21 protein-coding genes are annotated in these 23,870 nt (G+C 67.5%); 15 read left to right on the top strand and 6 right to left on the bottom strand.

Annotated features, from left to right (window positions below; all coding sequences use genetic code 11):
• Nucleotides 1-279: 279 nt before the first annotated feature.
• Nucleotides 280-1,458, bottom strand: a complete 1,179-nt coding sequence (locus NJ1_RS21705) for a winged helix DNA-binding domain-containing protein (RefSeq protein ID WP_067697340.1) — start codon at nucleotides 1,456-1,458, stop codon at nucleotides 280-282.
• A gap of 126 nt (nucleotides 1,459-1,584) precedes the next feature.
• On the opposite strand from NJ1_RS21705, the gene NJ1_RS21710 reads away from it, so the two are divergent.
• From NJ1_RS21710 to NJ1_RS39315, 3 genes are all read left to right on the top strand, one after another.
• Nucleotides 1,585-3,891: an MMPL family transporter gene (locus tag NJ1_RS21710; RefSeq protein ID WP_067697657.1), complete on the top strand. Its 2,307-nt coding sequence runs from the start codon at nucleotides 1,585-1,587 to the stop codon at nucleotides 3,889-3,891.
• Between the two features lie 52 nt (nucleotides 3,892-3,943).
• Nucleotides 3,944-4,915 (top strand): alpha/beta hydrolase family protein, encoded by a 972-nt coding sequence (locus tag NJ1_RS21715; protein WP_245717515.1) that lies wholly within the window; start codon nucleotides 3,944-3,946, stop codon nucleotides 4,913-4,915.
• Nucleotides 4,916-5,045: 130 nt separating this feature from the next.
• Nucleotides 5,046-5,186: a hypothetical protein gene (locus NJ1_RS39315; protein WP_157574143.1), complete on the top strand. Its 141-nt coding sequence runs from the start codon at nucleotides 5,046-5,048 to the stop codon at nucleotides 5,184-5,186.
• Here the strand turns inward: NJ1_RS39315 and NJ1_RS21720 are convergent.
• Nucleotides 5,173-7,662 carry an ABC transporter permease gene (locus NJ1_RS21720; protein WP_067697342.1) on the bottom strand — a complete coding sequence of 830 codons (2,490 nt, stop codon included), beginning with the start codon at nucleotides 7,660-7,662 and terminating at the stop codon, nucleotides 5,173-5,175. The two genes, NJ1_RS39315 and NJ1_RS21720, sit on opposite strands and share 14 nt — an antisense overlap.
• A gap of 97 nt (nucleotides 7,663-7,759) precedes the next feature.
• Between NJ1_RS21720 and NJ1_RS21725 the strand changes: the two genes are divergently transcribed.
• From NJ1_RS21725 to NJ1_RS21735, 3 genes are all read left to right on the top strand, one after another.
• Entirely contained in the window at nucleotides 7,760-8,704 is a 945-nt protein-coding gene (locus tag NJ1_RS21725; protein WP_067697344.1) for an NAD-dependent epimerase/dehydratase family protein, read from the top strand.
• Nucleotides 8,705-8,840: 136 nt separating this feature from the next.
• Nucleotides 8,841-9,707, top strand: coding sequence for an arylamine N-acetyltransferase family protein (locus NJ1_RS21730; RefSeq protein ID WP_067697346.1), 867 nt, complete (start codon nucleotides 8,841-8,843; stop codon nucleotides 9,705-9,707).
• A gap of 289 nt (nucleotides 9,708-9,996) precedes the next feature.
• Entirely contained in the window at nucleotides 9,997-11,583 is a 1,587-nt protein-coding gene (locus NJ1_RS21735; protein WP_067697348.1) for a serine/threonine-protein kinase, read from the top strand.
• Nucleotides 11,584-11,761: 178 nt separating this feature from the next.
• Here the strand turns inward: NJ1_RS21735 and NJ1_RS21740 are convergent, their stop codons facing one another.
• Both NJ1_RS21740 and NJ1_RS21745 read right to left on the bottom strand, forming a co-directional pair.
• Nucleotides 11,762-12,214, bottom strand: a complete 453-nt coding sequence (locus NJ1_RS21740; RefSeq protein ID WP_067697350.1) for an SRPBCC family protein — start codon at nucleotides 12,212-12,214, stop codon at nucleotides 11,762-11,764.
• Between the two features lie 94 nt (nucleotides 12,215-12,308).
• Nucleotides 12,309-13,211, bottom strand: coding sequence for a VOC family protein (locus NJ1_RS21745; protein ID WP_067697661.1), 903 nt, complete (start codon nucleotides 13,209-13,211; stop codon nucleotides 12,309-12,311).
• A gap of 123 nt (nucleotides 13,212-13,334) precedes the next feature.
• On the opposite strand from NJ1_RS21745, the gene NJ1_RS21750 reads away from it, so the two are divergent.
• The 4 genes from NJ1_RS21750 to NJ1_RS21765 all read left to right on the top strand — a co-directional run bounded on the left by NJ1_RS21750 (nucleotide 13,335) and on the right by NJ1_RS21765 (nucleotide 18,128).
• A complete protein-coding gene (locus NJ1_RS21750; RefSeq protein ID WP_067697352.1) occupies nucleotides 13,335-13,781 on the top strand; it encodes a MarR family winged helix-turn-helix transcriptional regulator in 447 nt (148 codons plus the stop codon).
• A 401-nt stretch (nucleotides 13,782-14,182) separates the two neighbouring features.
• Nucleotides 14,183-15,529: a glutamate decarboxylase gene (gad, locus tag NJ1_RS21755; protein WP_067697354.1), complete on the top strand. Its 1,347-nt coding sequence runs from the start codon at nucleotides 14,183-14,185 to the stop codon at nucleotides 15,527-15,529.
• 218 nt (nucleotides 15,530-15,747) lie between these two features.
• Entirely contained in the window at nucleotides 15,748-17,157 is a 1,410-nt protein-coding gene (locus NJ1_RS21760) for a peroxidase family protein (RefSeq protein ID WP_169813179.1), read from the top strand.
• On the top strand, nucleotides 17,154-18,128 hold the full coding sequence (locus NJ1_RS21765; protein ID WP_067697358.1) for an acyl-CoA desaturase: 975 nt from the start codon (nucleotides 17,154-17,156) through the stop codon (nucleotides 18,126-18,128). Before NJ1_RS21760 ends, NJ1_RS21765 begins: the two co-directional genes overlap by 4 nt.
• Before the next feature lie 13 nt (nucleotides 18,129-18,141).
• On the opposite strand, the gene NJ1_RS21770 is transcribed toward NJ1_RS21765, so the two are convergent.
• Nucleotides 18,142-19,011, bottom strand: a complete 870-nt coding sequence (locus tag NJ1_RS21770) for a helix-turn-helix transcriptional regulator (RefSeq protein WP_067697360.1) — start codon at nucleotides 19,009-19,011, stop codon at nucleotides 18,142-18,144.
• Between the two features lie 142 nt (nucleotides 19,012-19,153).
• Here NJ1_RS21770 and NJ1_RS21775 point away from each other — a divergent pair, with 142 nt between their 5' ends.
• From NJ1_RS21775 to yidC, 5 genes are all read left to right on the top strand, one after another.
• Nucleotides 19,154-20,224, top strand: a complete 1,071-nt coding sequence (locus tag NJ1_RS21775) for an aldo/keto reductase (RefSeq protein WP_218025242.1) — start codon at nucleotides 19,154-19,156, stop codon at nucleotides 20,222-20,224.
• Between the two features lie 13 nt (nucleotides 20,225-20,237).
• Complete coding sequence (locus tag NJ1_RS21780) at nucleotides 20,238-20,525, top strand: putative quinol monooxygenase (RefSeq protein WP_067697362.1); 288 nt, start codon at nucleotides 20,238-20,240, stop codon at nucleotides 20,523-20,525.
• A gap of 142 nt (nucleotides 20,526-20,667) precedes the next feature.
• Nucleotides 20,668-21,636, top strand: coding sequence for a DUF1214 domain-containing protein (locus NJ1_RS21785; RefSeq protein WP_245717516.1), 969 nt, complete (start codon nucleotides 20,668-20,670; stop codon nucleotides 21,634-21,636).
• Between the two features lie 63 nt (nucleotides 21,637-21,699).
• Entirely contained in the window at nucleotides 21,700-21,996 is a 297-nt protein-coding gene (locus NJ1_RS21790; RefSeq protein WP_245717517.1) for a DUF6412 domain-containing protein, read from the top strand.
• Nucleotides 21,997-22,084: 88 nt separating this feature from the next.
• Nucleotides 22,085-23,053, top strand: a complete 969-nt coding sequence (gene yidC, locus NJ1_RS21795; RefSeq protein WP_067697669.1) for a membrane protein insertase YidC — start codon at nucleotides 22,085-22,087, stop codon at nucleotides 23,051-23,053.
• On the opposite strand, the gene NJ1_RS21800 is transcribed toward yidC, so the two are convergent.
• The gene (locus NJ1_RS21800) at nucleotides 23,019-23,846 is read right to left on the bottom strand and encodes a PH domain-containing protein (protein WP_157574144.1); all 828 of its coding nucleotides are present in this window, start codon (nucleotides 23,844-23,846) and stop codon (nucleotides 23,019-23,021) included. The genes yidC and NJ1_RS21800 overlap by 35 nt on opposite strands.
• Between the last annotated feature and the right edge of the window lie 24 nt (nucleotides 23,847-23,870).

Here is a 23,870-nt window from a genome sequence, read left to right on the forward strand (position 1 = left end):
AATTTGCTCAGTGAAGTAGCGTGGGAGACAAGGCGGTTCAAGAAGGACATGACACACTCCGAATAGATGTCCCGGACCGATCATCCCCCGTGTCCAGGTCCGGACTGTGCAAATGTACCCCCGAACCCTAACAGTCTCCGGGCTCGCGGGCGTGCGGAAATTCTTCGCAGCCGACCCCACTGCGACCCAGGTCGGCGGGCTGTCGCCGTCGAGTGACCGCAGGCGGTGGTTCGACCTGCGGGCGCGGGGGACGTGGCGAGGCTCGGTGAGGCGGGTGTATCAGGCGGTGAGCTCTCGCTCCAGCGGAGTGCGGAAGCGGGGGATGGGCCTGACCTCCCCGTACCAGGGCGTCAGTCGCGCGGCCTCGGCCTCGATCCGCGCGATGGCCTCGCCGCCGATGTCTTCCAGTGCCCGCCAGACGATTTCGCCGTCGGAGCGCTGTGCCCAGCCGCCCACGATGCGGCCGTTCCACCACACGCTCGGGCCGATATTGCCGTTGCGGTCGAACAGCGCGGGGGCGTGCTCGCCGAGATACCAGTCCCGCGTCTGCCAGCCCATCGGGGTCGGGTCCAGCGCGGGCAGCAGCGCCGCCCAGGGCTCGGGTTCGGGAGTGGGTTCCAGATCGTCGGACAGGACCAGTCCGGTGGTGCCGTCGAGCTCCACCTCGGTGGTGTCCAACTGCGCGAGCGCCTTTCGGACCTCGCCGAGAGACCAACCGGTCCACCATTTGATATCGCTCACCGGGGCCGGGCCGAAGGCGCGCAGCCAGGCCCGCACCAGCTCCGCCCGAGCGGTCTCGGCGGGGACGGCGGGAATCCCCGCCGGAATCCAGGATTCGACCGGGGACCAGGTGTACTGACTGCTGGACCACGTGCCGTTCGGGCGCCCGCGCACGATCCGGCCCGCCGCGCCGAGGGTCACCAGTACCCAGGTGGTGATATTGCCGGGTTTGGAATACGCCTTGCCCGGTGCGGCGTCGACCTGGGTGCGCAGCCGCGCCACGTCCTTGCCCAGCTGCGCCCCGGTCGCGGCCCCGCGCGCCAACAGCGCCGCGTGCGTCTCCTCCTCGACCTCTGTCCACCAGGAGGCGACGTCCTGGTCGATGACCCCGGCCTGTTCGATGAAGCGGCCGTAGGTCTTGCGCTGCTTGTGCGCGAGCGCATCGGCACACGAGGCCTGCAGGATCGGCACGAACTCCACCGGGGCGATGAACATGGTCCGGCGCATGGCCAGCATGCGCAGCAGCGTCCGATCCTCGTACAGCGCCTTCTCGATGTGCCCGGTCTCGACCTCGCGCCCGCGCGCGGCCACCGACAGGAACACCGTGGCCGGATCGGTGGCGTGCAGCACCACCAGGGAGCGCACCACCTCGTTCACGTCGTCGGTGCGCGAATCCATCGCCAGCCGGTGCCGAACCGCCAGTCGTGCGCGCCGCTCGGCCGCATCCATCGAACGCATGGTCGAATACTAGCTTCCGGCTCGCCAGTCGCACCGCTTGATCTTGTAGCAACTTCACAGCAGACTCGGACACGAAGTTCTCCAGCTCGGCGTTTCAGTCATTCGACGATCGCAAGGGAGATGCTCGTGTCGGTGTATCTGTACCGGTGGGGACGATTCGCCTTTCGCCGGAAATGGATCGTCCTGCCCGTCTGGCTCGTCCTGTTCATGGTGCTCGGCGGTCTCGGGGCGAAACTTTCGGAGCCGATGAGCAATTCCTTCGAAATCCCGAACCTGCCGTCCGAGCGTGCCACCGAGATCCTGGACAAGCACTTTCCGGGCATGTCGCAGGGTTTCCAGTTCGATGCCGTCACCGGCACGTACGTCATCGCGGCCCCGGCCGGGCAGAAGCTCACCGATCCGAACAATCACACGGCCATTCAGGGCCTGATCGGCAAGCTGGACGGGTTGGGCATCGTCGATCACGCCAAACCCCTCACCGATCCGATCGCGGCGGCCGAGGAGATGGGCTGCCTCACCGGTGACCGGCAGTCCGGCGCGTACATCTCCAAGTGCAGCGGTGCACCGCTGAACGTGCTGAACAAGACCGAGGCCGACACCGTCGCGGTGATCACGGTGCCGTTCACGCTGAAGGAATTCAGCGACGTCACCGCCGATGACCGCAAGGCCGCCTACGACATCGCCGACGACGCCCGCGCGGCCGGACTCACCGTCGAACTCGACGGCACCATCGCCATGGAGCAGCAGCAACCCGGCGGCAAGTCGGAAATGATCGGTATGGCCTTCGCCTTCGTGGTCATGATCATCGCCTTCGGCGCGATCGTGGCGGCCTTCGTCCCGATCATCACCGCGATCGTCGGTCTCGGCGCGGCCATGTCGGTGATCATGCTCGGCACCTCGGTGCTCTCGATCCCGAGTTTCACCACCTTCCTGGCCTCGATGATCGGCATCGCGCTGTCCATCGACTACGCGCTGTTCATCGTCTCGCGGTACAAACACGAACTCGCGGTGCAGGATTCGCCGGAGGCGGCGGCGGGCACGGCGGTCGGCACGGCCGGTGCGGCGGTGGTGTTCGCCGGCGGCACCGTGATCATCGCGTTGGTCGGGCTCAGCATCGTCGGTATTCGCTTCCTGACCTTCATGGGTCTGGGCGGCGCGCTCGCGGCGGCGTTCGCGGTGCTCACCGCGATCACGCTGATGCCCGCACTGCTGGGCGCGTTCGGCCGCTTCCTGTTCACTCCGAAGCTGCCGCTCATCGCCCAGCGCGATCCCGAGGACGACACCCAGGTCACCAACGGCACCCGGGTCGCGCACTTCATCGGCAAGGCCCCGGCCCTGACGCTCGTGCTGAGCATCGTGGTGCTCGGGCTGTTCGCGCTGCCGGCCACGCATCTGCAACTGGGTCTGCCGGGCGAGGACTCCATGCCCAAGACCATGACCATCCGCAAGGCCTACGATCTGCGCACCGCGGGCTTCGGCGAGGGCAGCAACGGCAAGCTCATGGTCGCCGCGGATCTGACGGACGTGCCGCAGGATCAGCGGACCGCCGCGGTGAACGCCCTGCGCGACAAGCTGACCGGCTACTCGGACATGGATTACGTGACCGAGCCGAAGATCAGCGAGGACGGCGCGGGCGCGCTGCTGGACGCGGTGCCCAAGTCCGGGCCCAACGATCAGAGCACCAAGGACCTGGTGCGCGAGGCCCGCGACGCGGAGGCCGGGCTGCACGAGCAGTACGGCATCGAATACGGCATCACCGGCACCACCGCCATCTACGCCGATGTCGACCACGCGCTGCTCAGCAAGATCGTGCCCTATCTGGCGATCGTCGCACTCGCGGCATTCCTGTTGCTGATCGCGGTGTTCCGCTCGGTGCTGGTGCCGCTGACCGCGGCCCTGGGCTTCCTGCTCTCCATGGCGGCCACCTTCGGCGCGACCGTGCTGATCTTCCAGGACGGCAAACTGGGGCTGATCGACGAACCCCGCCCGATCGTGAGCTTCCTGCCGATCATGTTGATCGGCTTGGTCTTCGGCCTCGCCATGGACTACCAGGTGTTCCTGGTGACCCGCATGCGTGAGGAGTACGTGCACGGTGCGTCACCGAGGGACGCGGTGATCAAGGGCTACCACCACGGCGCGCGCGTGGTGACCTCGGCCGCGGTCATCATGATCTTCGTCTTCGGCTCGTTCCTCATGGAGTCCGATGCCACCGCCAAATCCATGGGCTTCGCGCTGGCGGCAGGCGTCTTCTTCGACGCCTTCCTGGTGCGCATGGTGCTGATCCCGTCCCTGCTCATCCTGATGGGCAAGTCGGCCTGGTGGATTCCGAACTGGCTGAGCAAGATCGTGCCCGATATCGACGTGGAGGGCGCTCGTCTGGTGGAACTGCGCGAGCGGGACGCGGAGCGGGAAGAGAAGGTCTCGATCAGCTGATCTGCGGCTGTGGCTGACCGATGCGCCGCGACGGCCGTGCGATGATCTCGCGATGAGATCTCGCTACCGGCAGCGGATGTTCGGCATGGTGACGGGGCTGCTCGTCGCCACGGCCGTTGCGGCGCCCGGGGTTTCGGCCGAATCGGCGGACGTGTCGATGCGCGACGTGACCCTGACCGTGGACGGGGAGACCGCCACCGGCCGCGTCTACGAGCCGCAGGCCGGGGCCCGCGATCTCATCGTCGCCGTGCACGGGCACGCCGGAAGCGCGGCGGACTTCGAGGGCTATATGAAGTCGATCGTTCGCGACACCGGCGCGGCCCTGCTCACCATGGATCAGCGGTCGGCCGGCGGCACCTGGCGGACCGGCGAGTGGAACGTGTGGGCGGGCTGGCGCGACACCGTCGCGGCCACCCGGTGGTATCGCGGCGACCATCCCGGCCTGGGCCGCACCGTGCTGTGGGGTTGGAGTCAGGGCGGTGTCACCAGCGGCCTGGCGGCGGCGTACGCCCCACCCGGCACCTACGACTACTGGGTCGACACCTTCGGGCACGCGGGCGACGTCACCGCCTGGCTGGAAGCCGATCTGGCCGGACCGGGCCTGCGCCCCGAGATCGAACGCGATGCCGGCGGCTGCTCCCCGCTCACCTGCCCGCAGTCCTACCTCGATCGCTCACCGGCGTTGCTGGCCAACCGAATCGACGTCCGCCGAGCGATCCTCGTGCACGGCACCGGCGACCCCCTGGTGCCCTACGCGCAATCGCTGGAAATGCGCGCGGCCCTCACCGCCGCCGGAAAACCCGTCTCGATGTACACCATCGCCAGCGGCCGAGACATCGACGGCACCATCGCCCCCGGCAGCCACGGCCTCGGCCCGGTCTTCTACGAATCGGGTTGCGTGGTGGAGCGTCTCCTGCTGAACACCGAGCCGATCACCCCCGGCGACCACGACTACCTGGTGGACATCGCCCGCGGCGTGAACACCGCACCACCCGCCCCACCGAACGCCAAATGCGCCGCCTGACTGCGTTTCCCGGCTCTGCCGACGGCGTCCCGGGTATCCGCGCCCGCCCGCGGTCGATCTTCGTGCTCTGCGCCAGGTGAATTCGTGCCGAGGAGCGGTTCCCGTCGGTACGGCCTTCACACAGGCGGCAGTGCCGATGCGCTCGGGCACCGGCGCGGACCGGGTCGCGGTGCCGGGCGGACGCGCTCTCGAATTCGTTCCGGGCCGCGCCGTCGGGCCCGAGGTGCCCGTGCGCGAGGGCACCGGCCCGATGCTCTCTAGTCCGCGCTGACCGCGTCCACGATGTCGAGCCGTGCGGCGCGCAGGGCGGGCGGGATGGAGCCCAGGAGGCTCAGACCCAGTGCGCCGAGGGTGAATACGAGCAGGAGCGGGCCGGGGCGGAAGGTGACGTCTATGCCCATCAGGTCGGCGGCCAGGATCGAGTAGAGGTACTGGTTGGTCAGGCCGAAGGCCACACCCAGCGCCGCGCCGATGACGCCGATGGCGGCGGCCTCGGCCAGGACCATGCGCAGGGCGAAGCGGCGGCTGGAGCCGACGGCGCGCAGGATGCCGAGTTCGCGGCGGCGTTCCAGCAGCGCGAGGGTGAGGGTGTTGAGCAGGCCCATCGCGGCGATGACGGAGACGATGAACAGCATGATGCGGGACAGGACCAGGCCCTGCTCCATCGCTTGACTCACGCCGTCGAGGGCCCTCGCGCCGGAGTAGACGTGGAGCTCGGGAGGCACGACCTGTCCGATGGCGGAAAGCAATTCGTGTGGATCGGTCCCCGGGGCGGCGTCGATCTGCAGGGTGGTGGCCCCGGGGCGGGAGAACCACTCCCGCATCAGCGCCAGGCTGACGGCCGCGGTGCCGGTGAGCGCGGAGAAGTACGAGACCGAGGCGAGCACCTTCGCGTGCTTCTCGCCGCTGGGCGTCTGCACGATCAGATCGTCGCCGGTCGAAACCCCCAGGGCCCGGGCGAGATCCCGGGACAGCACCACGCCCGCCCCCGCCTGCAACTCGCGTTCGATCTCCGGATCCAGCGATCGGGACATGGCGTAGTTGCTGCCGGGCTCCACGCCGTAGACGAGCGCCTTGGTGCCACCGAGGGTCGCGAAGGCCAACTGGCCCTGCGTCACTCGCGCCACCCCGGGCACGGCCGCGATCCGATCGGGCAGCGCGGCGGGCAGCAGCCCGGTCGGCACCATGTCCTCGGGGGTGGTGGTCACCCACACATCGGTGTCGGCGAGGCTGGCGAAACTCGCACGCGCGGAACGCACTCCATCGGCATTGGCGCCGGTGATGGTGATCGTCATGGCCACGGCGATGGTGACGGTCATGAGCGTGGCCCACACCCGGCGCGGGGCGCGGTCGATGTTCACCCCCGCCAGCACCCCCGCCGGACCGAAGCGGCGCGCGAGCAAGCCCGCCAGCCACACGATCGGCCCGGTGGCGGCGAAGCCGAGCGCGATCTCCGCGCAGAACGCCGAACCCAGTGCGACCGAAGCGAAAAGCCCCAGATGCGCACGCGCGATCACGACCGTCGCGACGACCAGAACCACCCCGAGCAGCGCGGCCGAGAGCCGCAGCCGGCGCGGCACCACATCGGCCTGCCCGGCTCCCACGGGAGCCAGCGCCTCCACCGGCGAGACCCGATACACCTGTCGCGCCGCCACCGCCGAGGCCGCCACATTGGTGAGCGTGGCCGCCGCCACCGCGGCCGGTACCGCGTACCAGGGCAGCAGGTACCGCAGCCGGACCTCGGTCAGCTGGGTGAACGCGCCCGGAAGCAGACCGACCGCGTACCGCCCGGACACGATGCCCAGGAGCCCGCCGATCATCCCGCCGATCAGTCCGAAGGCCAGGGCTTCGGCGATGACGTCCCGCACGATGGTCTGCTTGCGCCCGCCGATGGCGCGCAGCATGGAGATCACCGGCCGCCGCCCCGCCAGCGCCATGCTCATCGTGTTGTAGATCAGGAACGCCGCCACCACGAAGGCGATGCCCGCGCCCATGCCTGCGATGAAGCGCAGCATGACTATGCCGTTGCCGGTCTGGGCGGCGCGGGCGCTCGGTTCGGCGACGAGTGCGCGTCCGGCCACCGCCGCGGTCACGGCCGAGTTCAACTGGGCCGCATCGATGTTCGGATCGGCCACGATCAGGATCGAATCGAGCTGTCCGAGACGCCCCGTGATCCGCTGGGCCAGGGGCAGCGGCGCGATCAGATAGTGCCCGCCGTTGAGCCGCTCGAGATCCGCGCCGTGCAGCACGGCCGCGACCGTGACCTGATTCGAGCCCACCGGGATGACGTCACCCTTGTCGTGTCCGGCTGCGGGACCGGCCAATACGCCATCGGGCACGCTCAGCAGCGCGGCCATGTCCCGGCTCTGCACCGCGCCCTTCAGATCGCTGTCGAGGGCCGCGCTGGAGGCGTCCACGCCCAGCACCAGCAGCTGATCCGATTCCGGTCCGACCGCCGCCCGCAGCATCGGCACGGCCGCCGCCACCCCGGGCACGGCCGCCACATCGGCGCGCACCGTCTGCGCGAATCCGGCATCGGTGACACCCGAAACCTCCAGTGCGGCATTGCCCGCCAGTCCGGAGGCCAACTGCTCGACCGAGCCCGTCAGCGATCCCGAGATCCCGATCACGGTCACCACGAAGGCGGCCGAGACGGCCATCACGAACACCGAGGCCGCCGTCCGCCCCCAGTGCGTGCTGAACTCGCGGAGATTGAACAACCGCAGACGATCGAGCAGCGCGATCATGATCTCAGGCTAAGTGCCTGAGACAGACCTGTCCACGAGGGTAGGGCCGGGCCGTACCCTCGAGGGAGGACACCATGGCGAGACGGGGAGTAGCGCAATGAAAGTCGTCGTAGCGGGGGCATCGGGAGCGATCGGGCGGCCACTGGTCACGGCGTTGCGCCTGGCCGGGCATCAGGTCTACGCCATCACCCGGGGCGCGCGCGGGGCCGAACGGGTGCGGGCGCTGGGGGCCACCGCGCTGGTGGCGGATGTGATGAATCGCGGGGAGCTGGTGCGCGCCACCGAGACCCTGCGGGCCGACGCGGTCATCCACGAGCTCACCGCGTACCGCAATTCCCCGCCGACCCACTACCGCAGCCCGGGTCTGCGCCGCACCAACGCGCTGCGCGCCAACGGCAGCAGCCATCTGGTCGAACTCGCCGAAAGAATCGGGGCGACACGGTATCTCACCCAGTCGCTGGTCCTCGGCTACGGCGTGCGGGATCACGGCCCCGAGCCGCTCACCGAGCTCGACCCCTTCGGACGACTGCGGGGCGATGACAACGATCCCGTCATCGCCGCCCTGTACTCGGCCGAATCGCAGGCCTGGCGCGCGGTCGGAGTGGACGGAATCGCGCTGCGCTACGGGCTGTTCTACGGTCCCGGCGCATCGGATCAGATGGTGCGCGCGATGAAACTGCGTCTGCTGCCGCTGCCGTCGGCCGCCACCGGGCACATCGGCTTCGTGCACATTCAGGACGCTGTGGCCGCGACCGTCGCCGCCCTCGAACACGGCCGGCCCGGCCAGGCCTACAACGTCGTCGACGATGAATCGGTCACCTGGGACACCATGTTCGACGCCATGGCCGCGGCGACCGGTGCGCGCCGGCCGCTGCGAATCCCGGCGCGCCTGCTGCGCCTGGGCGCCCCGCTGGCGGCGGCGCAGATGCTCGATATGTCCATGCGGGTCTCGAATGCGAAGGCCGGGGCCGAACTCGGCTGGAAGCCCGCGTTTCCGACCTACCGGGAGGGCGTGGCCACGCTGGCGAATCCACTGCGCTGAGAAGGTCGCGCACGGGGACGGAGGTGTGCCGCGCGGTGTGTCGCCACGCCTGGTGCCGCCTCGCGGAACAGGATCGGTTCGAGCGTGGTTGCTCGAACGGACACCACGCGACCGTGAGAGCGACCGAGAGGCAGCGATGAGCACACCGGCGGACCCGTCCTACCTTTGGAACGGCGCGGATCTGGACCTGGACGCGTATCTGAACCGGATCGGATTCTCCGGCAAGCGCACGCCCACCCTGGCCACCCTGCGTGCGCTCGTGCAGGCGCACACCACGACCGTTCCGTTCGAGAATCTCGAGATCATCCTGGGTCGCGGTGTCCCGCTCGACGTGCACGCCCTGCAGGACAAGATGATCCGTCGCCGGCGCGGCGGCTACTGCTACGAGAACGTGGGCCTGTTCGCGGCGGCGCTCGAGCGCATCGGGTTCGAGTTCACCGGACTGTCCGGCCGGGTCACCATGGGCGCGGCGGGACTGCGTCCGCCCACGCACGCGCTGCTGCTGGTGAGTCCGGCCGACGACGAGCGTCGCTGGTTGGTGGATGTCGGATTCGGTTCGGGCCCGCTCGAACCCGTCGAGTTGACCGGGGATCGCGGCGAATTCGAGCTCGGCGCATGGCGTTACCGGCTCGAGCGCGGCGCCGGCGCACTCGGCAGCGAATTGTGGACGCTGTACCAGTTCGGCCGGGACGGCTGGATCGATCGGCACACCTTCACGCTGAACCCGCAATACCGCATCGATTACGCGGTCGGAAACCATTTCGTCTCGACCTCGCCGCGTTCCCCGTTCACCATGCGGCCCTTCGTGCAGCGGTTCCTGCCGCACGTGCATCACCAGATCGACGGGACCACGTGGACCTTCACCTATCCGGACGGCACCGGCGAGGTGCGCGAGTTGGAGGCGGCCGAACTGCCGAAGGTGCTCGCGGAGGTGTTCGACATCGAACTCGACGAGGCCGACGCGGCGCGGCTGGCGCGAGCGGAGTGGGTGAACCACGAGTAGATCGCGACACGCGGCGATCAAGATCGTGACGTGGCGGTTACCACCTTTAAAGGGACTGCCCAGTACGTGTCACGTCATCTAGTGCCTCTGAGCTGCGAATATAGGTGACGCCGCACACGCTGGACGGGTGATTGCGGCGTAGGTCTCACCGAGATCTCGCTGATATCTCACGCTGACGTCGGCGTGATGCCCGGCGACCGCTACACTCATGCGGGGAAACACGCGGGCAACCGCCTCGTCACAGTCGTCTCGAAAAGAACTTCGGAGTACCGCCATCGAAACCGGCCAAGTGATCGCAGGGCATTACCGCCTGGTCGAACGGATTGGTAGCGGCGGCACAGGTGTCGTCTGGCGTGCCGTCGACGAGCGGCTGGAACGTTCGGTTGCGGTCAAGCAGATCATCACGCAGCCGAGCCTGTCGCAGGCCGACAAGGATGTGGTGCGTCAGCGCGCCGCGCGAGAAGCGCGGAACGCGGCGCGATTCCAGCATCCCAATGCCATCGTTGTATTCGACATCACCGAGCACGAGGGTGACCCGTGCCTCGTCATGGAATACCTTCCGTCCCAAAGCCTGGCGGTGGTGCTGTCCGCTCAGGGCACGTTGCCGCTGCCCCAGGTCGCGCGGATCGGTGAGCAGGTCGCCTCGGCGCTGATCGCCGCGCATCGCGTGAGCATCGTGCACCGGGACGTCAAGCCCGGCAACATCCTGCTCGGCGACAACGGCGCCGTGAAGATCACCGACTTCGGCATCTCCAAGGCCAAGGGCGACGTGACCCTCACCGCCACCGGGCTCATCTCCGGCACCGCCGCCTACCTCGCCCCCGAGGTGGCACGCGGCGCCGAGCCGAGCCCCGCCGCCGACGTCTTCGCGCTGGGCGCGACCCTGTTCCACGCGCTGGAGGGCGAACCGCCCTACGGCACCAACCCCAATCCGCTCGCGCTGCTCTACGCCGCGGCGAACGGTCAGATCAGCGAGCCGCGCAATGCCGGTCCGCTGAGCGACCTGCTGCTGTCGCTGCTCAGCTTCGAGCCCGAAGACCGGCCGAGCATGCACGAGGTGCGCGACCGGATGGCGGAGTTCGCCGAGGTCGGACCCGACGCCGAAGCCACCCGGGTGATGGCCTCGCGCCGTTCGGGCGGTCCGTCGAACCGGCAGCCCGAAAAGCCCTCGGCCCCGCGGTCCGCACCGCGTCAGGCTCGATCGCAGAACGCCGACATCCCGACCGGTGCGATGAGCGCGGCGGCCCTGCTCGAGACGCCGCCCCCGCGGCGGCCCGCGCCCGGCGGCCCACCCACCCGCTCCACCCCGGCGCCGAATCTGGACTACGACGACGTTCCGGCCTCGGGATCGAAGACCAAGATCATCGTTTCCGCCGCAGTCGCGGCGGTCGTGGTGGCGGGCGGTGTCGCCTTCGGCGTGCTGAGCTCCTCGGGCTCGGACAGCGCGGGCGGCGAAACCGGTGGCACCTCGTCGAATTCGACCCAGGCCGCTCCGAACACCACCAAGGGCAATACCCCGGCGCTCGGCCAGACCAAGAGCGCCAGCCAGGTGTCGGTGGGCACCGGTGCGGACACGGTCGACAAGTTCTTCGACAACCTCGTCAACATGAGCTTCAGCGACGCCTGGAATCACCTGACCCCGGCCGCGCAGAAGGTCTACGGCAGCCAGTCGGCCTTCCAGACCTACTGGACCAGCAACCGCGTCACCCGCTACTCCGCAATCTCCGGAGCCCGCGGCAACGACAGCGACAATTCCGATGGCTCGGTGGACATCTCACTGGCCAGCGTCACCTATGGCGACAAGTCCAAGTCCATGACCCTGCGGGTGATCGACGGCGGCAACGGAAACATGCTGATCGACAGCAACACCCAGTAATCGCGACGCCGCGACGAGCCCCTCGCACTCCGCCTGCCGCGGAAAGCGGGGGGCTCATTACGTTTTCCGCGCGTGTGCCGGCGGAACCCCTTCTGCCCGAAGCCGATTGCGGTGACACACCAGCCGGTCCCCGCCTCGGGCCACGCGGGGACCATGGCTGGTCCGGTTCAGGGCGGGGTCAGGACTCGGCGAGTGCCGCGAGCCGTTCCACGGAAGCCAGCAACTTGTCCGAAGTCGTCGCCCGAGCGCGCACGATGCGTTTCTCGTCGTTCAGATTCGTCCAGTCGTAGGTGTGGGTGACAGCCGTCCGCAGGTCACCCAGCGGCTCGACCTCCCACCGCCACAGATGCCCCGGCGGCGTCGCGCCCGGGACGGACGGCAGCCACGCGATCCGCCGCCCCTCCTCGAACTCCACCACGTGGTTCTCCCGAAGCGCCCCATCCTTGGTCAACTCCGTGACGAAAACGTCCCCGACCGCCCGAACCCGCTGCCCGGCATCAGCTTTCGCCAGATTGTCGTTCCCGTCCCATCGAGGCTGCTGCGACGGATCGGCGATCAACTCGAAGATCACCTCGGCGGGCGCGCCGATCTCCAGCCGGGTACTCACAATGCGTGCTTCGCTCTCGGTCATTCCCCGATCCTGCTACACCCGATCCGCCCCCGCACTACTCCAGCCACCCTGATTCCAATCCGGAACGGGCCCCGGCAGATCGTTCGCGACGGCCCTACCCGATCGGGCTGATGATGCCGGGCTTCGTGGTCATCGCGGCCTCGGAGTAGCGATGACCCCAATAACTGGGTTTGTCGTAGGTCCTGGCGACCCAGCTGAGGTCGTCTACCACCAGAGCTCCGTGCCCGAGCTCGATTTGCACGCCGGACGGACTGTTGATGTAGATCGATGTCATCAGATCGTTGGTGTGCCGGCCCAGGGTTTGCATGATCTCGGTGTTGTTGCGCTTCAGTAGATCTATCGCACGGCCGAGATCGTCGATGTTCTCGTACTCGAGCATGAGGTGATTGACGCCCACATGTCCGGGAAGCTCGGAAAGAGCCAGCGAATGATGACGGCCGTTGATGTGATAGAAGCGGACATCGGCGTAGTCCGTGATGATTCTGTCGGACAGTCTGAATCCGAGGACGTCGACATAGAAGCGACCGGCCTCCTGCAGGCTGGGCACCTGGAACACGATGTGGCCGAGGCCCTGATCCCCGGTGACGAAGCGGCCGCGCATCACTCGCCCGGGCTGAAAGGAGTTCGGTTCCGCGGTTTTGCCCCAGCTCAGCTCGTGGCGAAGTCCCCAGGGGTCCAGAAACCAGGCGAGTTCTGCGACTTCCCGCTCCCTGCACAGGTTTTCGGCTGCCCAGTGCACCTCGACCCCGTGGCTCCGGATGTGCTCGACGTAGGCGTGGAGGTCGGTTTCGTTGGCGAGCCCCCATCCCGCGTAGCGAAATTCGTCGATGTCGCCGGGATGGACAGCGATGCGGTACCCCACATCGTCGACCGCGAGCCGCACCGCACCGTCTTGTCCGTCGCCGGTCAGCATCGCGCCGAGCAGATTCGGTCCATAACCGCGCCACTCGTCGAAGCGCGGCGAGGCGAACCCCACGTACGAAAGTTCTTGAATCATCGGCATTCTCCCCGAGCCGGATGGCGTGCCACTCCTGCGGCACGCTCTCAGATTATGCAGGTGTGCCAATGATTGGCAAGCCCTTCTATTGGCAGGCGTGGTGATCTCCGTAAGCTGACCGGCATGGAACGGGAAGATGCGGTCTCGCCGTCGTTGAGCAGCCGCTTCGGGTACCTGCTGGTCCGATCGGCTCTGCGGGTGCGTCAGCGCTATGTCAACGAGCTGTCGACAATCGGCTTGCTGCCCAACCAGCACGCGATACTCAGCACGCTCAACGAGTTGGGTGCGTGTCACCAGAAGGAGCTGGCCGCTCGGATCGGGTTGGACACAGGCGATATCGTCGCCTATCTGGACGGCCTCGATGCTGAAGGCTTCGTCGAGAGAAACCGTGATCCCGCCGACCGCAGACGGCAGGTGGTTTCTCTGCTGCCGGCGGGAAAGGTCGTTCTGGCGACCGCCGACCGCGTGCTCGATGCGGTCGAAGCCGAAACGTTCGGGTGCCTCGATCCGGCCGAGCGTGTGGCGTTCGGGCGAAGCCTCGACAGGCTGTACGAGTCGTTGACCACTTAGCCGACCGGCGTCCGCGGATGTGGCATATCGCCATGTCTGCCACGGCGTGTCAGTCGAGTTCGAGTCGCGTGTCTTGTCCACGGCGACTTGGACATTCGGGCGCTCTGCGGGCGCATGTCCGGGGCGGGCCGCTATTCGGTGTGCCGTCTCGGCGGATCTATTGCCGCACTCTCGCGCCGACTGCTAACCTTGCTACAGAAGCGATTGCTCCGATTTAGCCATCAAGTATAATACCCGATATCTCTGCTGTTTCCACTGATTTAGCTTGCCGCGCCGTCGCATCCCTGATGCGCAGAAGTCGGTGAAAGCGAATACTCCTGCGGATTCATGACTGGTGCGAGAGATGTAAGACCTGCGCACTGTTTCATCTGTCTTGTCCGCGCTGAGAAGGTGCGTGAACAATGCTTACCCATGTGCAGCCGGACCGGTGGAGTGAATCGGTCGAAGTCAATCCTCTGTATAGCGGTCTGGTTCCGCCCGGCGGGGTGCCGAAATTCAAACTCTCCGAGTATCCGATGTCGCCCGACGCCGCCGCGGCGCTGATTCGTGACGAACTCATCTTGGACGGCAACGCGCGGCTCAATATGGCGACCTTCTGCACGACGTGGATGGAACCGCAAGCGCGCGAACTCATTGCGGAGTCCCTGGATCGCAATATCGTCGATCACGACCAGTATCCGCAGACCGCCGAAATGGAGGCGCGCTGCGTCAACATCCTCGACAACCTGTGGCGTGACCCCGACGGCATCAGCGTGGGATGTTCGACGAGTGGTTCCAGTGAAGCCGCGATGCTGGGCGGGCTGGCCATGAAATTCACGTGGCGCGAACGCATGCGGGCGCTGGGCCGCCCGGTCGATCGGCCGAACCTGGCGCTGTCCACCGCGGTGCACACCTGCTGGCCGAAATTCTGCCGGTACTGGGATGTCGAACCGCGGTGGATACCGATCGAAGAGGGGAGCTACACGCTCGACGCGTCACGCCTGCAGGAGTTCTGCGACGAGAACACCATCGGTGTGATCGGCGTGCTCGGGTCCACCCAGGTCGGCAATCTCGATCCGATCGCGCACATGTCGGCGGAGTTGGACGCACTGCAGCAGCGAACCGGCATCGACATCCCGATTCACGTGGATGCCGCGATCGGCGGATTCGTCACGCCGTTCCTGGAGCCGGATCTGGTGTGGGACTTCCGTTTACCCAGGGTGCAGTCGATCAATGCCTCGGGGCACAAGTTCGGCCTGGTCTTCCCCGGAGTCGGCTGGGTGGTATGGCAGGAGCCGTCCGCGCTGCCCCGGGATCTCGTGATGGATTGCGACCTGCTCGGTGGCAACGTGGAAACGTTCACACTGAGCTTCTCCCGGTCCGGGGCGCCGGTCATCGCCCAGTACTACAACTTCCTGCGCCTGGGTTTCGGCGGGTATCGGGCGGTCCAGCAGGCGTCGGTGGACGTCACGCGCTACCTCGCCGAACAGGTGGCCGACATCGAAGGCCTGCAGGTGATCTCGGGTGGTGAGCACCTGCCCATCCTCACCGTGCGGGTGAACTCCGACCACGAGCAGGTATTCACCGTCGCGGATCTGTCCGATCGGTTGAGACTGCGTGGCTGGCAGGCCCCGACCTACACGTTGCCGCCCGATCTGGAGCACATTTCGGTGGCGAGATTCGTCATTCGCAATGGATTCAGCAGGGCCGTCGCCGACATGCTCCTGACGGACATACGGCGCGAGGTGGCATTCCTCGACAGCAAGTGAGATCCGTAGTCGGGCAATGAATGTGCAAGTCCACACCAGTGACGTTTGGGGGATCTCCCATGTGCAGTGCCACCGTGTCCGGTCGTGACATGTCTCGCGACGGCCGGCCCGCCCGGCTCGCCGCGCACGTGTTGTCGCACTATGGACCGCTCTGGTCCGCGGTGAATCGCGTTACCCCGGTACAGCGCCGGCTGAACAGCGGGCTGACACAGATTGCGATGCGGAACCTGCCGACCCGTCCCGAGCCGTTGAGCGCTCGAAGTCCGTACACCAGCTGGCCGTCGCTGACCGATCGGACCTACATCGGACGGCAGTTGCCGCCGGTCGACGAACCGCGCCCAGGTTTGCCGACGCCCGCCGAGGCCGTCGAACTGTTCCGGCGATCGGGCGCGACCGTGACCGCCGAACGCTCGAGCGCTCTGCTCCCCGCATGGTCGCAGTGGTTCACCGACGGATTCCTGCACCGCGGAAACGATCCCGATCCCCGTCGCATCGACTCGACGCACGTGGTGGACGCCAGGCCGCTCTACGGGCACACCGAGGAGATCAGCAATGCCCTGCGGGACTTCGAGGGCGGGCGGCTGAAGAGTCGATGGGTCGGCGCCGCGGAATTCCCGCCGCTGTTGTGCGCGGGCGGGCAGATCAAAGAGGAATTCGCGTCGGTGGAACCGGTCCGCTTCGAACGCATTCCGTTCGAAAAGCGCGATTCCCTGTACGCGCTGGGTGGCGACGGCTCCAATTCCACCATCGGCACGCAAATGTTCGCCACCCTGTTCGTGCGTGAACACAACCGTATCGCCGGAATCATCGCGGCGGCACACGAGGGCTGGGACGACGAGCGACTCTTCCAAACCACCCGCAACGTGATGATCGTGCTGTTGACCCGGGTGGCGCTGGAAGACTACGTCAATCACCTCACGCCGTTTCACTTCCGTTTCTCACTCGATCCGAAACGCACCTACCGCGGCCCCTGGATTCAACCGAACTGGGTGACCATCGAATACAGCATGTCCTATCGCTGGCACAGCATGATTCCGTCCGAATATGTCATAGACGGCACCACCGTGCCGTTGGCCGATACGCTTGCCAACGGGAAACTCGTCGAAGCCCGCGGTCTGGGCCCGCTGTTCCAGGACCTGTCCACGCAACCGGCGGGCAGACTGGGATTGCTCAACACCGACGCGTCACTGCTGCCGACCGAAGAATCGACCATCGCGATGGGGCGAGCCCTGAACATGGCTTCCTACAACGACTATCGCGAGTTCGCCGGATTGCAGCGGGTGACGGACTGGCGGCAGATATCCAGCGACGACGCGGTGATCGCGAGCCTGCGGGAACGCTATCGCGAAATAGACGATATCGACTACTACGTGGGTCAAGCTGCCGAGGAACCCGCTGTCGGCGCGCTGTGGGGCCGCCTCATGGGGCGGATGTTCGTCGTGTCGGCCTTCTCCGAGTTGCTGAACCACCCACTGCTGTCACCGAGACTGTTCACCCCGGACACCTTCTCGCCCGAGGGCATGCGCATCATCGAGTCGACGCACTCGTTCTCGCAGATCCTCAACCGAAACACACCCGAGGACAAGGAAACTCACCTGGTCACGCTCGGCAGGAGCGCCCCCCGATGAGCGCACGCCGGCGGTTCGGGCGGGCCTCGGCGCGCGAGGCCCGGCAGGGGGACACGGTGCCGATCGGTGCGGGCCACCGACTCCTATCGCTGATCAGCCTGGTGATCCTGCCGCTGCTGGTGCTGATCGCCGCGGTTCCGATGGCCTGGCGATACGGGTGGGGGCCGTCATGGCTGGACGTCGGGCTCGGGGTGAGTCTGTACGCCGTGGCCATCTTCGGCATCACCGCCGGTTATCACCGTTGCTTCACCCATCGCTCGTTCGCCGCGCGCGGACCGCTGAAGGTGGCACTGGCGTTGTCCGGTGGTATCGCACTCGAGGGACCCGTCACGCTGTGGGCTGCCGAGCATCGCCGCCACCATCGGTTTTCCGACGCACCCGGTGACCCGCACTCGCCCTGGCGGTTCGGCACCGGTCCGATCGCGTTGCTGCGCGGCCTGATACACGCCCAGGTCGGCTGGTTCGCCACCGCGCCGAGCAGATCCGACCGCGAACGGTACGTTCCCGATCTGCTGGCCGACCCGATCCTGCGCTGGATCGACCGCTATTACCTGGTGATCGCCGCGGGTTCATTGCTCCTGCCCGCGGCGATCGGTGGCCTCGCGACCTCGAGTCGGCACGGTGCGATCACCGCGTTCCTCTGGGCCGGGCTCGTTCGCTATGCGCTGGTGCATCACGTCACCTGGTCGGTCAATTCGATCTGCCACGCGTTCGGTGACCGGCATTACCCCACCAGGGGCGCGGACCGATCCCGGGATGTGCGCTGGGTGGCTCTGCTGACCTTCGGCGAAGGCTGGCACAACCTGCACCATGCCAATCCGACCAGCGCCCGCCACGGCGGACTCCCTGGACAACACGACCCGACAGCGGCCCTCATTCGGGTGTTCGAGCGCCTGGGCTGGGCCTATGATGTTCACTGGCCGGTCGCACCCCGGTACGAGGACCCCGGCGCGGCGGCCCCGGTCCGGTGATGGGTCCGGGCCGCTACCGGGTGCCGCGTTCGGCGGGGGAGGGATACGGGTGGTCCGCGGCCCAGGTCGCGAGGAGGTTCAGCGCGGTGGCGCTGGGGGAGTTCGGCTCCACGGTATGGGCGATCAGAGCCTGATCGGGATCGTCCGGCAGCCGCAGGGTTTCGAACCCGAGGTCGATGCGGCCGACGACCGGGTGCAGGTAGACGTAGCGGCCGTGGGTCTTGTCCTTGAGTTCGTGGCGGTCCCACAACTGACGGAATTCCGCACTTGCGGTGGACAATTCGTCGATGAGGGCGGCTATCTCGACATCGGCCGGATTGCGGGTGGCGTCCAGGCGCAGATAGGCGACCACATCGGCGGCCTTACCCGGCCAGTCCTCGTACAGCTCGCGCATGCCCTCGTCCAGGAAGACCAGGCGGGCGAGATTGCGCTCGCGCGGGGGGAGCGCGGAGAAGTCGGTGATCAGCGCGGCGGTGAGCTGATTCCAGGCCAGCACATCGGTGCCGCGCCCGACGATGTACGCCGGGACGTCGGCCGAATCCAGCAGGCGGCGCAGGCCCGGGCGAACCTGCTGTTCGGCGGGCGGTTCCTCCCCGGACCAGGGCCTGGCCAGACGATAGAAGTGGTCGCGCTCGAGCGGATTCAGGCGCAGTGCCCGAGCGACCGCGTCCAGCACCGACTCCGAGAAATGCAGGGTGCGGCCCTGCTCCAGGCGCACGTAATGGTCGACGCTCACCCCGGCGAGCAGGGCCAGCTCCTCGCGCCGCAGGCCCGGGACCCGGCGGCGCGCGCCGTGATCGACCAACCCCACCTCGTCCGGCCGCAGCCGGGCGCGGCGGGAGCGCAGGAATTCGCCGAGTTCGGCACGCCGGTCCAAGGTCATGCCGACCAGTATCGCGGGTGCCCGCCGCCCGCATCCTGGTCATGCCGTGCCCAGGCTCGCGCGGCACTGTTTGCCCGGTGTGCGAATCGCGAAAGTAGTGGTCACAGCCGGAACCGATCCGGCAGCGAACAGGAGTTCCGATATGACCACAGCGTCGCGCAGCAACCCGGTGCAGGACGGCGGCCAGGTCCGCCGCTTCGGTGACACCGGCATGGACATCACCCCGCTCGGCTTCGGCACCTGGGTGATCGCCGGTTCCGGCTGGCAGTACTCCTGGGGCGCCACCGCGGACGCCGAGTCGATCGCGGCCGTTCGCCATGCGGTCGACAGCGGCCTGAACTGGCTCGACACCGCTCCCGCCTACGGCCTCGGCCACGCCGAGACGCTGGTGGGCCGGGCGCTGGCCGACATCCCGGAATCGGAGCGGCCGTACCTGTTCACCAAGACCGGCCTCATCTGGGAGGACGGCGACGATCGCCAGGGTCCGCCCCGGCGCATCATGCGCCCCGATGCCGTGCGCGCCGAGCTGGAAGGTTCGCTGCGCCGCCTGCGTGTCGAGCACATCGACCTCTACCAGGTGCACTGGCCCGACACCGGCGCGGTCTTCGTCTACGGCGGTGCGGGCGAAGGCGTCGCCGCCCCGACCCCGCTGGAGGAGTACTGGCAGGTCATGGCCGATCTGAAGCAGGAGGGCAAGATCCGCGCGATCGGACTGTCCAATCATGATGTGGCCGAGCTGGAACGAGCCGAGGCCATCGCCCACGTGGACGCCATCCAGCCGCCGTTCTCGGCGATCAACCGCACCGCCGCCCCCGAAATCGCCTGGGCGAACGCGCATTCCACCGGCGTCATCGCCTACTCACCGCTGCAGTCCGGCCTGCTCACCGGCGCCTTCACCGCCGACAGGGTGCTGTCCGAGGACGACTGGCGTTCCGGCAGCCCGGATTTCACCACCGGCCTGCCCGGCAACCTCGCGCTGGTGGACGCGCTGCGCCCGATCGCGACTCGGCACGGTGTCACCGTCGCGGCGGTGGCCCTGGCATGGGTCAACGCCTGGCCCGGTATCACCGGCGCGATCGTCGGCGCTCGCACCGCGGCTCAGATCGACGGCTGGACACCCGCCGCCACCCTCGCGCTCACGGCAACCGACCTGGCGGAAATCGAAGCCGCCCTCACCACCACCGGCGCGGGCGCCGGCCCCACCCACGTCTGAGAAAAGGAAGATCATGTCCCTGCACGTCGTCGCCGAACTCCGTGCCACCCCAGGCCAGGAAGACCGCCTGCGCACCGCCCTCGAGTCGATGATCGAACCATCGCTCGCCGAACCGGGCTGTCTCTCCTACCGGCCCTTCGCCGACCCCAACGACCCGGCGCACATGGTCGTCGTGGAGGAGTGGACCGGACCCGGGTCACTCGACGAACACTTCGCCACTGCACATTTCACTCATATCGCGAGCGTGCTGCCGGGCATCCTCGCCGAACCCATGATCATCCGCCGACTCGTCGCGGAATGAGCGAGGTGGTCCGTTCACGGTGTGGCGACCGGGCTCGGACTCACTTTTCTGAGACGACTTGTGTTCTTGGGAGTGGCAATTCGGGGATCATCGCTATTCACGGGCTAACGTCTTGGGTATCGGACGACTCGAGGAGGCTCACGTGCGGGGACATCGCGGCGCTGCGGCGGTGCATGTCGATCCGCAGAATTTCGTGCGGGCCGAGAGCCACTTCTACATGAGCAAGCGGGTCGACGCGGGGATGTTCGGGGAGTTCGTGGGCGTCGAGCCGCCCGGCCCCTCCGACGATCAGCCCGTGGTGCGGATGAACCGGGATGTGCTGTGCTGCTGGGCCGTACTGGATCTGGACCAGCCCGCCGTGGTCACCCTGCCCGAGACCGGTCGGCGGTACATGTCGATGCGGGTGATCAACGAGGACCATCACATCACCTCGACGGTCTACGAGCACGGTGAGCATGTGCTGGATCGGGACTCGAACGGAACTCGCTACGCGCACATCGCGATCCGGTTCTTCGTCGATCCCAGCGACCCCGAGGATCTCGCGATAGCCAAGGCGTTGCGGGATCGGGTCACGGTGGCACAGTCGGAGGTCGGCGCCTTCGAGATTCCGGACTGGGACGACCGATCCAGGACGCTGGTGCGCACCGGGCTCAAGACCATGGGCTCGACCCTGCGCCACCTCGACGGGATGTTCGGGAGTGTGGACGAGGTCGATCCGGTCATGCACTTGATCGGCACCGCCGGCGGGTGGGGCGGCGGCCCCGCCCGTGACGCGATGTTCCTGAACGGGACGCCCGAAAAGAACAACGGCACAATCGCTTACGCATTGACGGTGCCCGCCTCGGTGCCGGTGGACGGGTTCTGGTCCGTCACCGTGTACACCGAGGACGGGTATCTGTGGAAGAACGATCGCGATCTCTACACGCGCAGTGACGCGACCTCGACCCCGGATCCGGACGGGTCGGTGACCGTCCGCTTCGGCGGCGATCCGGACGCCCCGAACTTCCTGCCGATCTTCCCGGACTGGAACTACACGATCCGGCTGTACCGCCCGCGCCCGGAAATCCTCGACGGCAGTTGGGTCTTTCCCGCACCGCAACCGGCCGACTGAGACCACGACCGCGTGTGACTCGCGCCATCGGCGATCGTCTCGGCCGCCGGGTAGGCTCGCACCGTGGTCACACGGATGCATTCGACAGCGCTGATGGTGCTGGCGTTCGTGGTGTCCGCGTGGGCGGTGCTGTTCCTGGCCGCGGCCGAGCCGAACTCGCTGGTGGTTCTCGGTGCGGTGGCCCTCGTCGCCTTCACCGCGGCCCTGCTGGTGTCGCGTGGCCCGCTGGTGGCGGTGGCCGCGAACTCCGGTCCGCCCGAATCGGCGGGCAAGCGGCTGCGGGGCGCGTTCCTGCGGCAGAGCAATCCGGATACCCCGGGACGTCCGCGTCCCCGAGCGCCGGGAGCAGGCGCGGCCTGACCGTGCCCTGATGGTGCGGACGGGCCTTTCGCAGCCCCGATCCGCTCCGCCCGCGGTCGATCCGCGGGTGCCTCACCGCGAGGTGTCCATGCTCGATTTCATCTATTACCCCGTGTCGGCCGTGCTCTGGTTGTGGCACACGGCTTTCGCGTCCGTACCCGGCGCGAGCAGTGGCCTGGCCTGGGTGCTGGCCATCGTCCTGCTCGTCATCACACTGCGCGCGCTGCTGCTGCGGCCGTTCCTGGCGCAGTTGCGGTTCCAGCGCACCATGTCGCGCCTGGCACCGCAGATCAAGGAGCTGCAGCGCAAGCACGCCGGCGACAAGCAGAAGCAGGCCGCCGAGGTGCAGAGGTTGCAGCGGGAGAACGGGGTGAACCTGCTGCTCGGCTGCCTGCCGATCGTCGGGCAGTCCCTGGTGTTCCTCGGCCTGTTCCACGTGTTGCGCTCGTTCCAGAACGCGCAGACCGCCAACTATGTGTTCGGGCCCGATCAAGTGCATTCGTTCCTGCAGGCCACGCTGTTCGGCGCGCCGATCGGCGCGACCCTGTCCTCGGCGGGCGACGCCTTCGGCGCGGTCGCGGCGGTGGCGATTCCGCTCATGATCATCGCGGCGGTCGCCACCCACTTCACCGCGCGCTACTCGATCGCCCGGCAGCGCGAGCTCGGCGTCGAGCCCACCGCGCAGACGAACATCATGAACATGATGTCGCTGTGGGTGTTCCCGATCGGCGTGATCGTGTCCGGCGCGATCTTCCCGGTCGCGATCCTGCTGTACTTCGTCACCCAGAACGCGTGGACCTACGTACAGCAGCATGTGGTGTATCGCAGGCTCGACGCCGAGGACGCGGCGAAAGCGCCTGTGGCGCAACCCGTGACGAGGGGCGGGACGAAGCCGGTTCCGGGCGCGAAGCCGGTGTCCGACAAGCTCGCGGTGACGAAGGCCGCGACCACAAAGGCAGCGGCGAAAAAGGCAGCGGCGAAAAAGGCAGCGACGAAAAAGGCAGCGGCGACGAAGCCCGCTGTCAGCTCAGCTTCTCGGCGATCTCGCGGACGGTGATCTCGCCGCGCCGCTCGGGATGGGCGACCATGAATTCCATGGTCGCCAGCAGCGCCTCCGGACGCACCGCCAGACCTTCCAGCAGGATCTTGTAGGGGCGCGGCCCGGTCCCGTCGTCCGGGAACGATTCGACGGGGCCGGTGTGATCGATCACCGCCGAAGCGTCGCAACGGAATTCGATCTGTGCTCGTTCGATACCGCTCGAGCCGGGCTTGACGTGCTCGAGTCGCACGTCCGAGAGCGCCTCCCAGGGGAATTCGCGATCCCGACGGGGGAGCGAGAGCCGAATTCCGGTGCGCGCGACCTCGAGTCGATTGCGTCCGGTGGTGATCGCGGAGTACGTCATGAACGCGGCGATCACCAGCAGGATCAGCCCGACCGCGCTGGACAGCCAGGCACCGGCCGCCACACTCACCAGCACCCAGAGCGCCGCGCTCAGCGTCCACCATCCGAAGCAGTAGAACAGGCCGTTGTTCAGCACACCCCGATGCACCACGACGCTGTTCTTCGTGAGCAGGAACGGCGGTCGCAGCAGTGCGATGCCGACGGTCAGCGCGGCGATACAGGTGATGAACAGCAGCAAGCCGAGCGAAAACCCGAACCTGCCGTAGATATCGAACTCACCGTCAGCGACCGCCCGAGTACCCGTCCACACCGCGATCACGCCCAGGGCCCCGACGACACTCGCCAGCACCACGGCCGTACTTCGGGTCACCGTCGGCGGCCGGGTCGCGTCGTCCGGCCAGTAGCCGTCACCCGTTGTCGGAATTGTCGATTTCTGCCCTCTCCCCATGGGTGCGGGACTCTACCGCTCGAC

The sequence above is a fragment of the Nocardia jejuensis NBRC 103114 genome, from assembly GCF_001613145.1.
Taxonomy (GTDB): Bacteria; Actinomycetota; Actinomycetes; order Mycobacteriales; family Mycobacteriaceae; genus Nocardia; species Nocardia jejuensis.

Bases quoted from the DNA above. Each gene is read 5' to 3' on its own strand.
- NJ1_RS21705 (WP_067697340.1), bottom strand. From the start codon at position 1,458: ATGCGTTCGATGGATGCGGCCGAGCGGCGCGCACGACTGGCGGTTCGG.
- NJ1_RS21715 (WP_245717515.1), top strand. From the start codon at position 3,944: ATGAGATCTCGCTACCGGCAGCGGATGTTCGGCATGGTGACGGGGCTG.
- NJ1_RS21720 (WP_067697342.1), bottom strand. From the start codon at position 7,662: ATGATCGCGCTGCTCGATCGTCTGCGGTTGTTCAATCTCCGCGAGTTC.
- NJ1_RS21725 (WP_067697344.1), top strand. From the start codon at position 7,760: ATGAAAGTCGTCGTAGCGGGGGCATCGGGAGCGATCGGGCGGCCACTG.
- NJ1_RS21730 (WP_067697346.1), top strand. From the start codon at position 8,841: ATGAGCACACCGGCGGACCCGTCCTACCTTTGGAACGGCGCGGATCTG.
- NJ1_RS21740 (WP_067697350.1), bottom strand. From the start codon at position 12,214: ATGACCGAGAGCGAAGCACGCATTGTGAGTACCCGGCTGGAGATCGGC.
- NJ1_RS21745 (WP_067697661.1), bottom strand. From the start codon at position 13,211: ATGATTCAAGAACTTTCGTACGTGGGGTTCGCCTCGCCGCGCTTCGAC.
- NJ1_RS21750 (WP_067697352.1), top strand. From the start codon at position 13,335: ATGGAACGGGAAGATGCGGTCTCGCCGTCGTTGAGCAGCCGCTTCGGG.
- gad (WP_067697354.1), top strand. From the start codon at position 14,183: ATGCTTACCCATGTGCAGCCGGACCGGTGGAGTGAATCGGTCGAAGTC.
- NJ1_RS21760 (WP_169813179.1), top strand. From the start codon at position 15,748: ATGCGGAACCTGCCGACCCGTCCCGAGCCGTTGAGCGCTCGAAGTCCG.
- NJ1_RS21765 (WP_067697358.1), top strand. From the start codon at position 17,154: ATGAGCGCACGCCGGCGGTTCGGGCGGGCCTCGGCGCGCGAGGCCCGG.
- NJ1_RS21770 (WP_067697360.1), bottom strand. From the start codon at position 19,011: ATGACCTTGGACCGGCGTGCCGAACTCGGCGAATTCCTGCGCTCCCGC.
- NJ1_RS21775 (WP_218025242.1), top strand. From the start codon at position 19,154: ATGACCACAGCGTCGCGCAGCAACCCGGTGCAGGACGGCGGCCAGGTC.
- NJ1_RS21780 (WP_067697362.1), top strand. From the start codon at position 20,238: ATGTCCCTGCACGTCGTCGCCGAACTCCGTGCCACCCCAGGCCAGGAA.
- yidC (WP_067697669.1), top strand. From the start codon at position 22,085: ATGCTCGATTTCATCTATTACCCCGTGTCGGCCGTGCTCTGGTTGTGG.
- NJ1_RS21800 (WP_157574144.1), bottom strand. From the start codon at position 23,846: ATGGGGAGAGGGCAGAAATCGACAATTCCGACAACGGGTGACGGCTAC.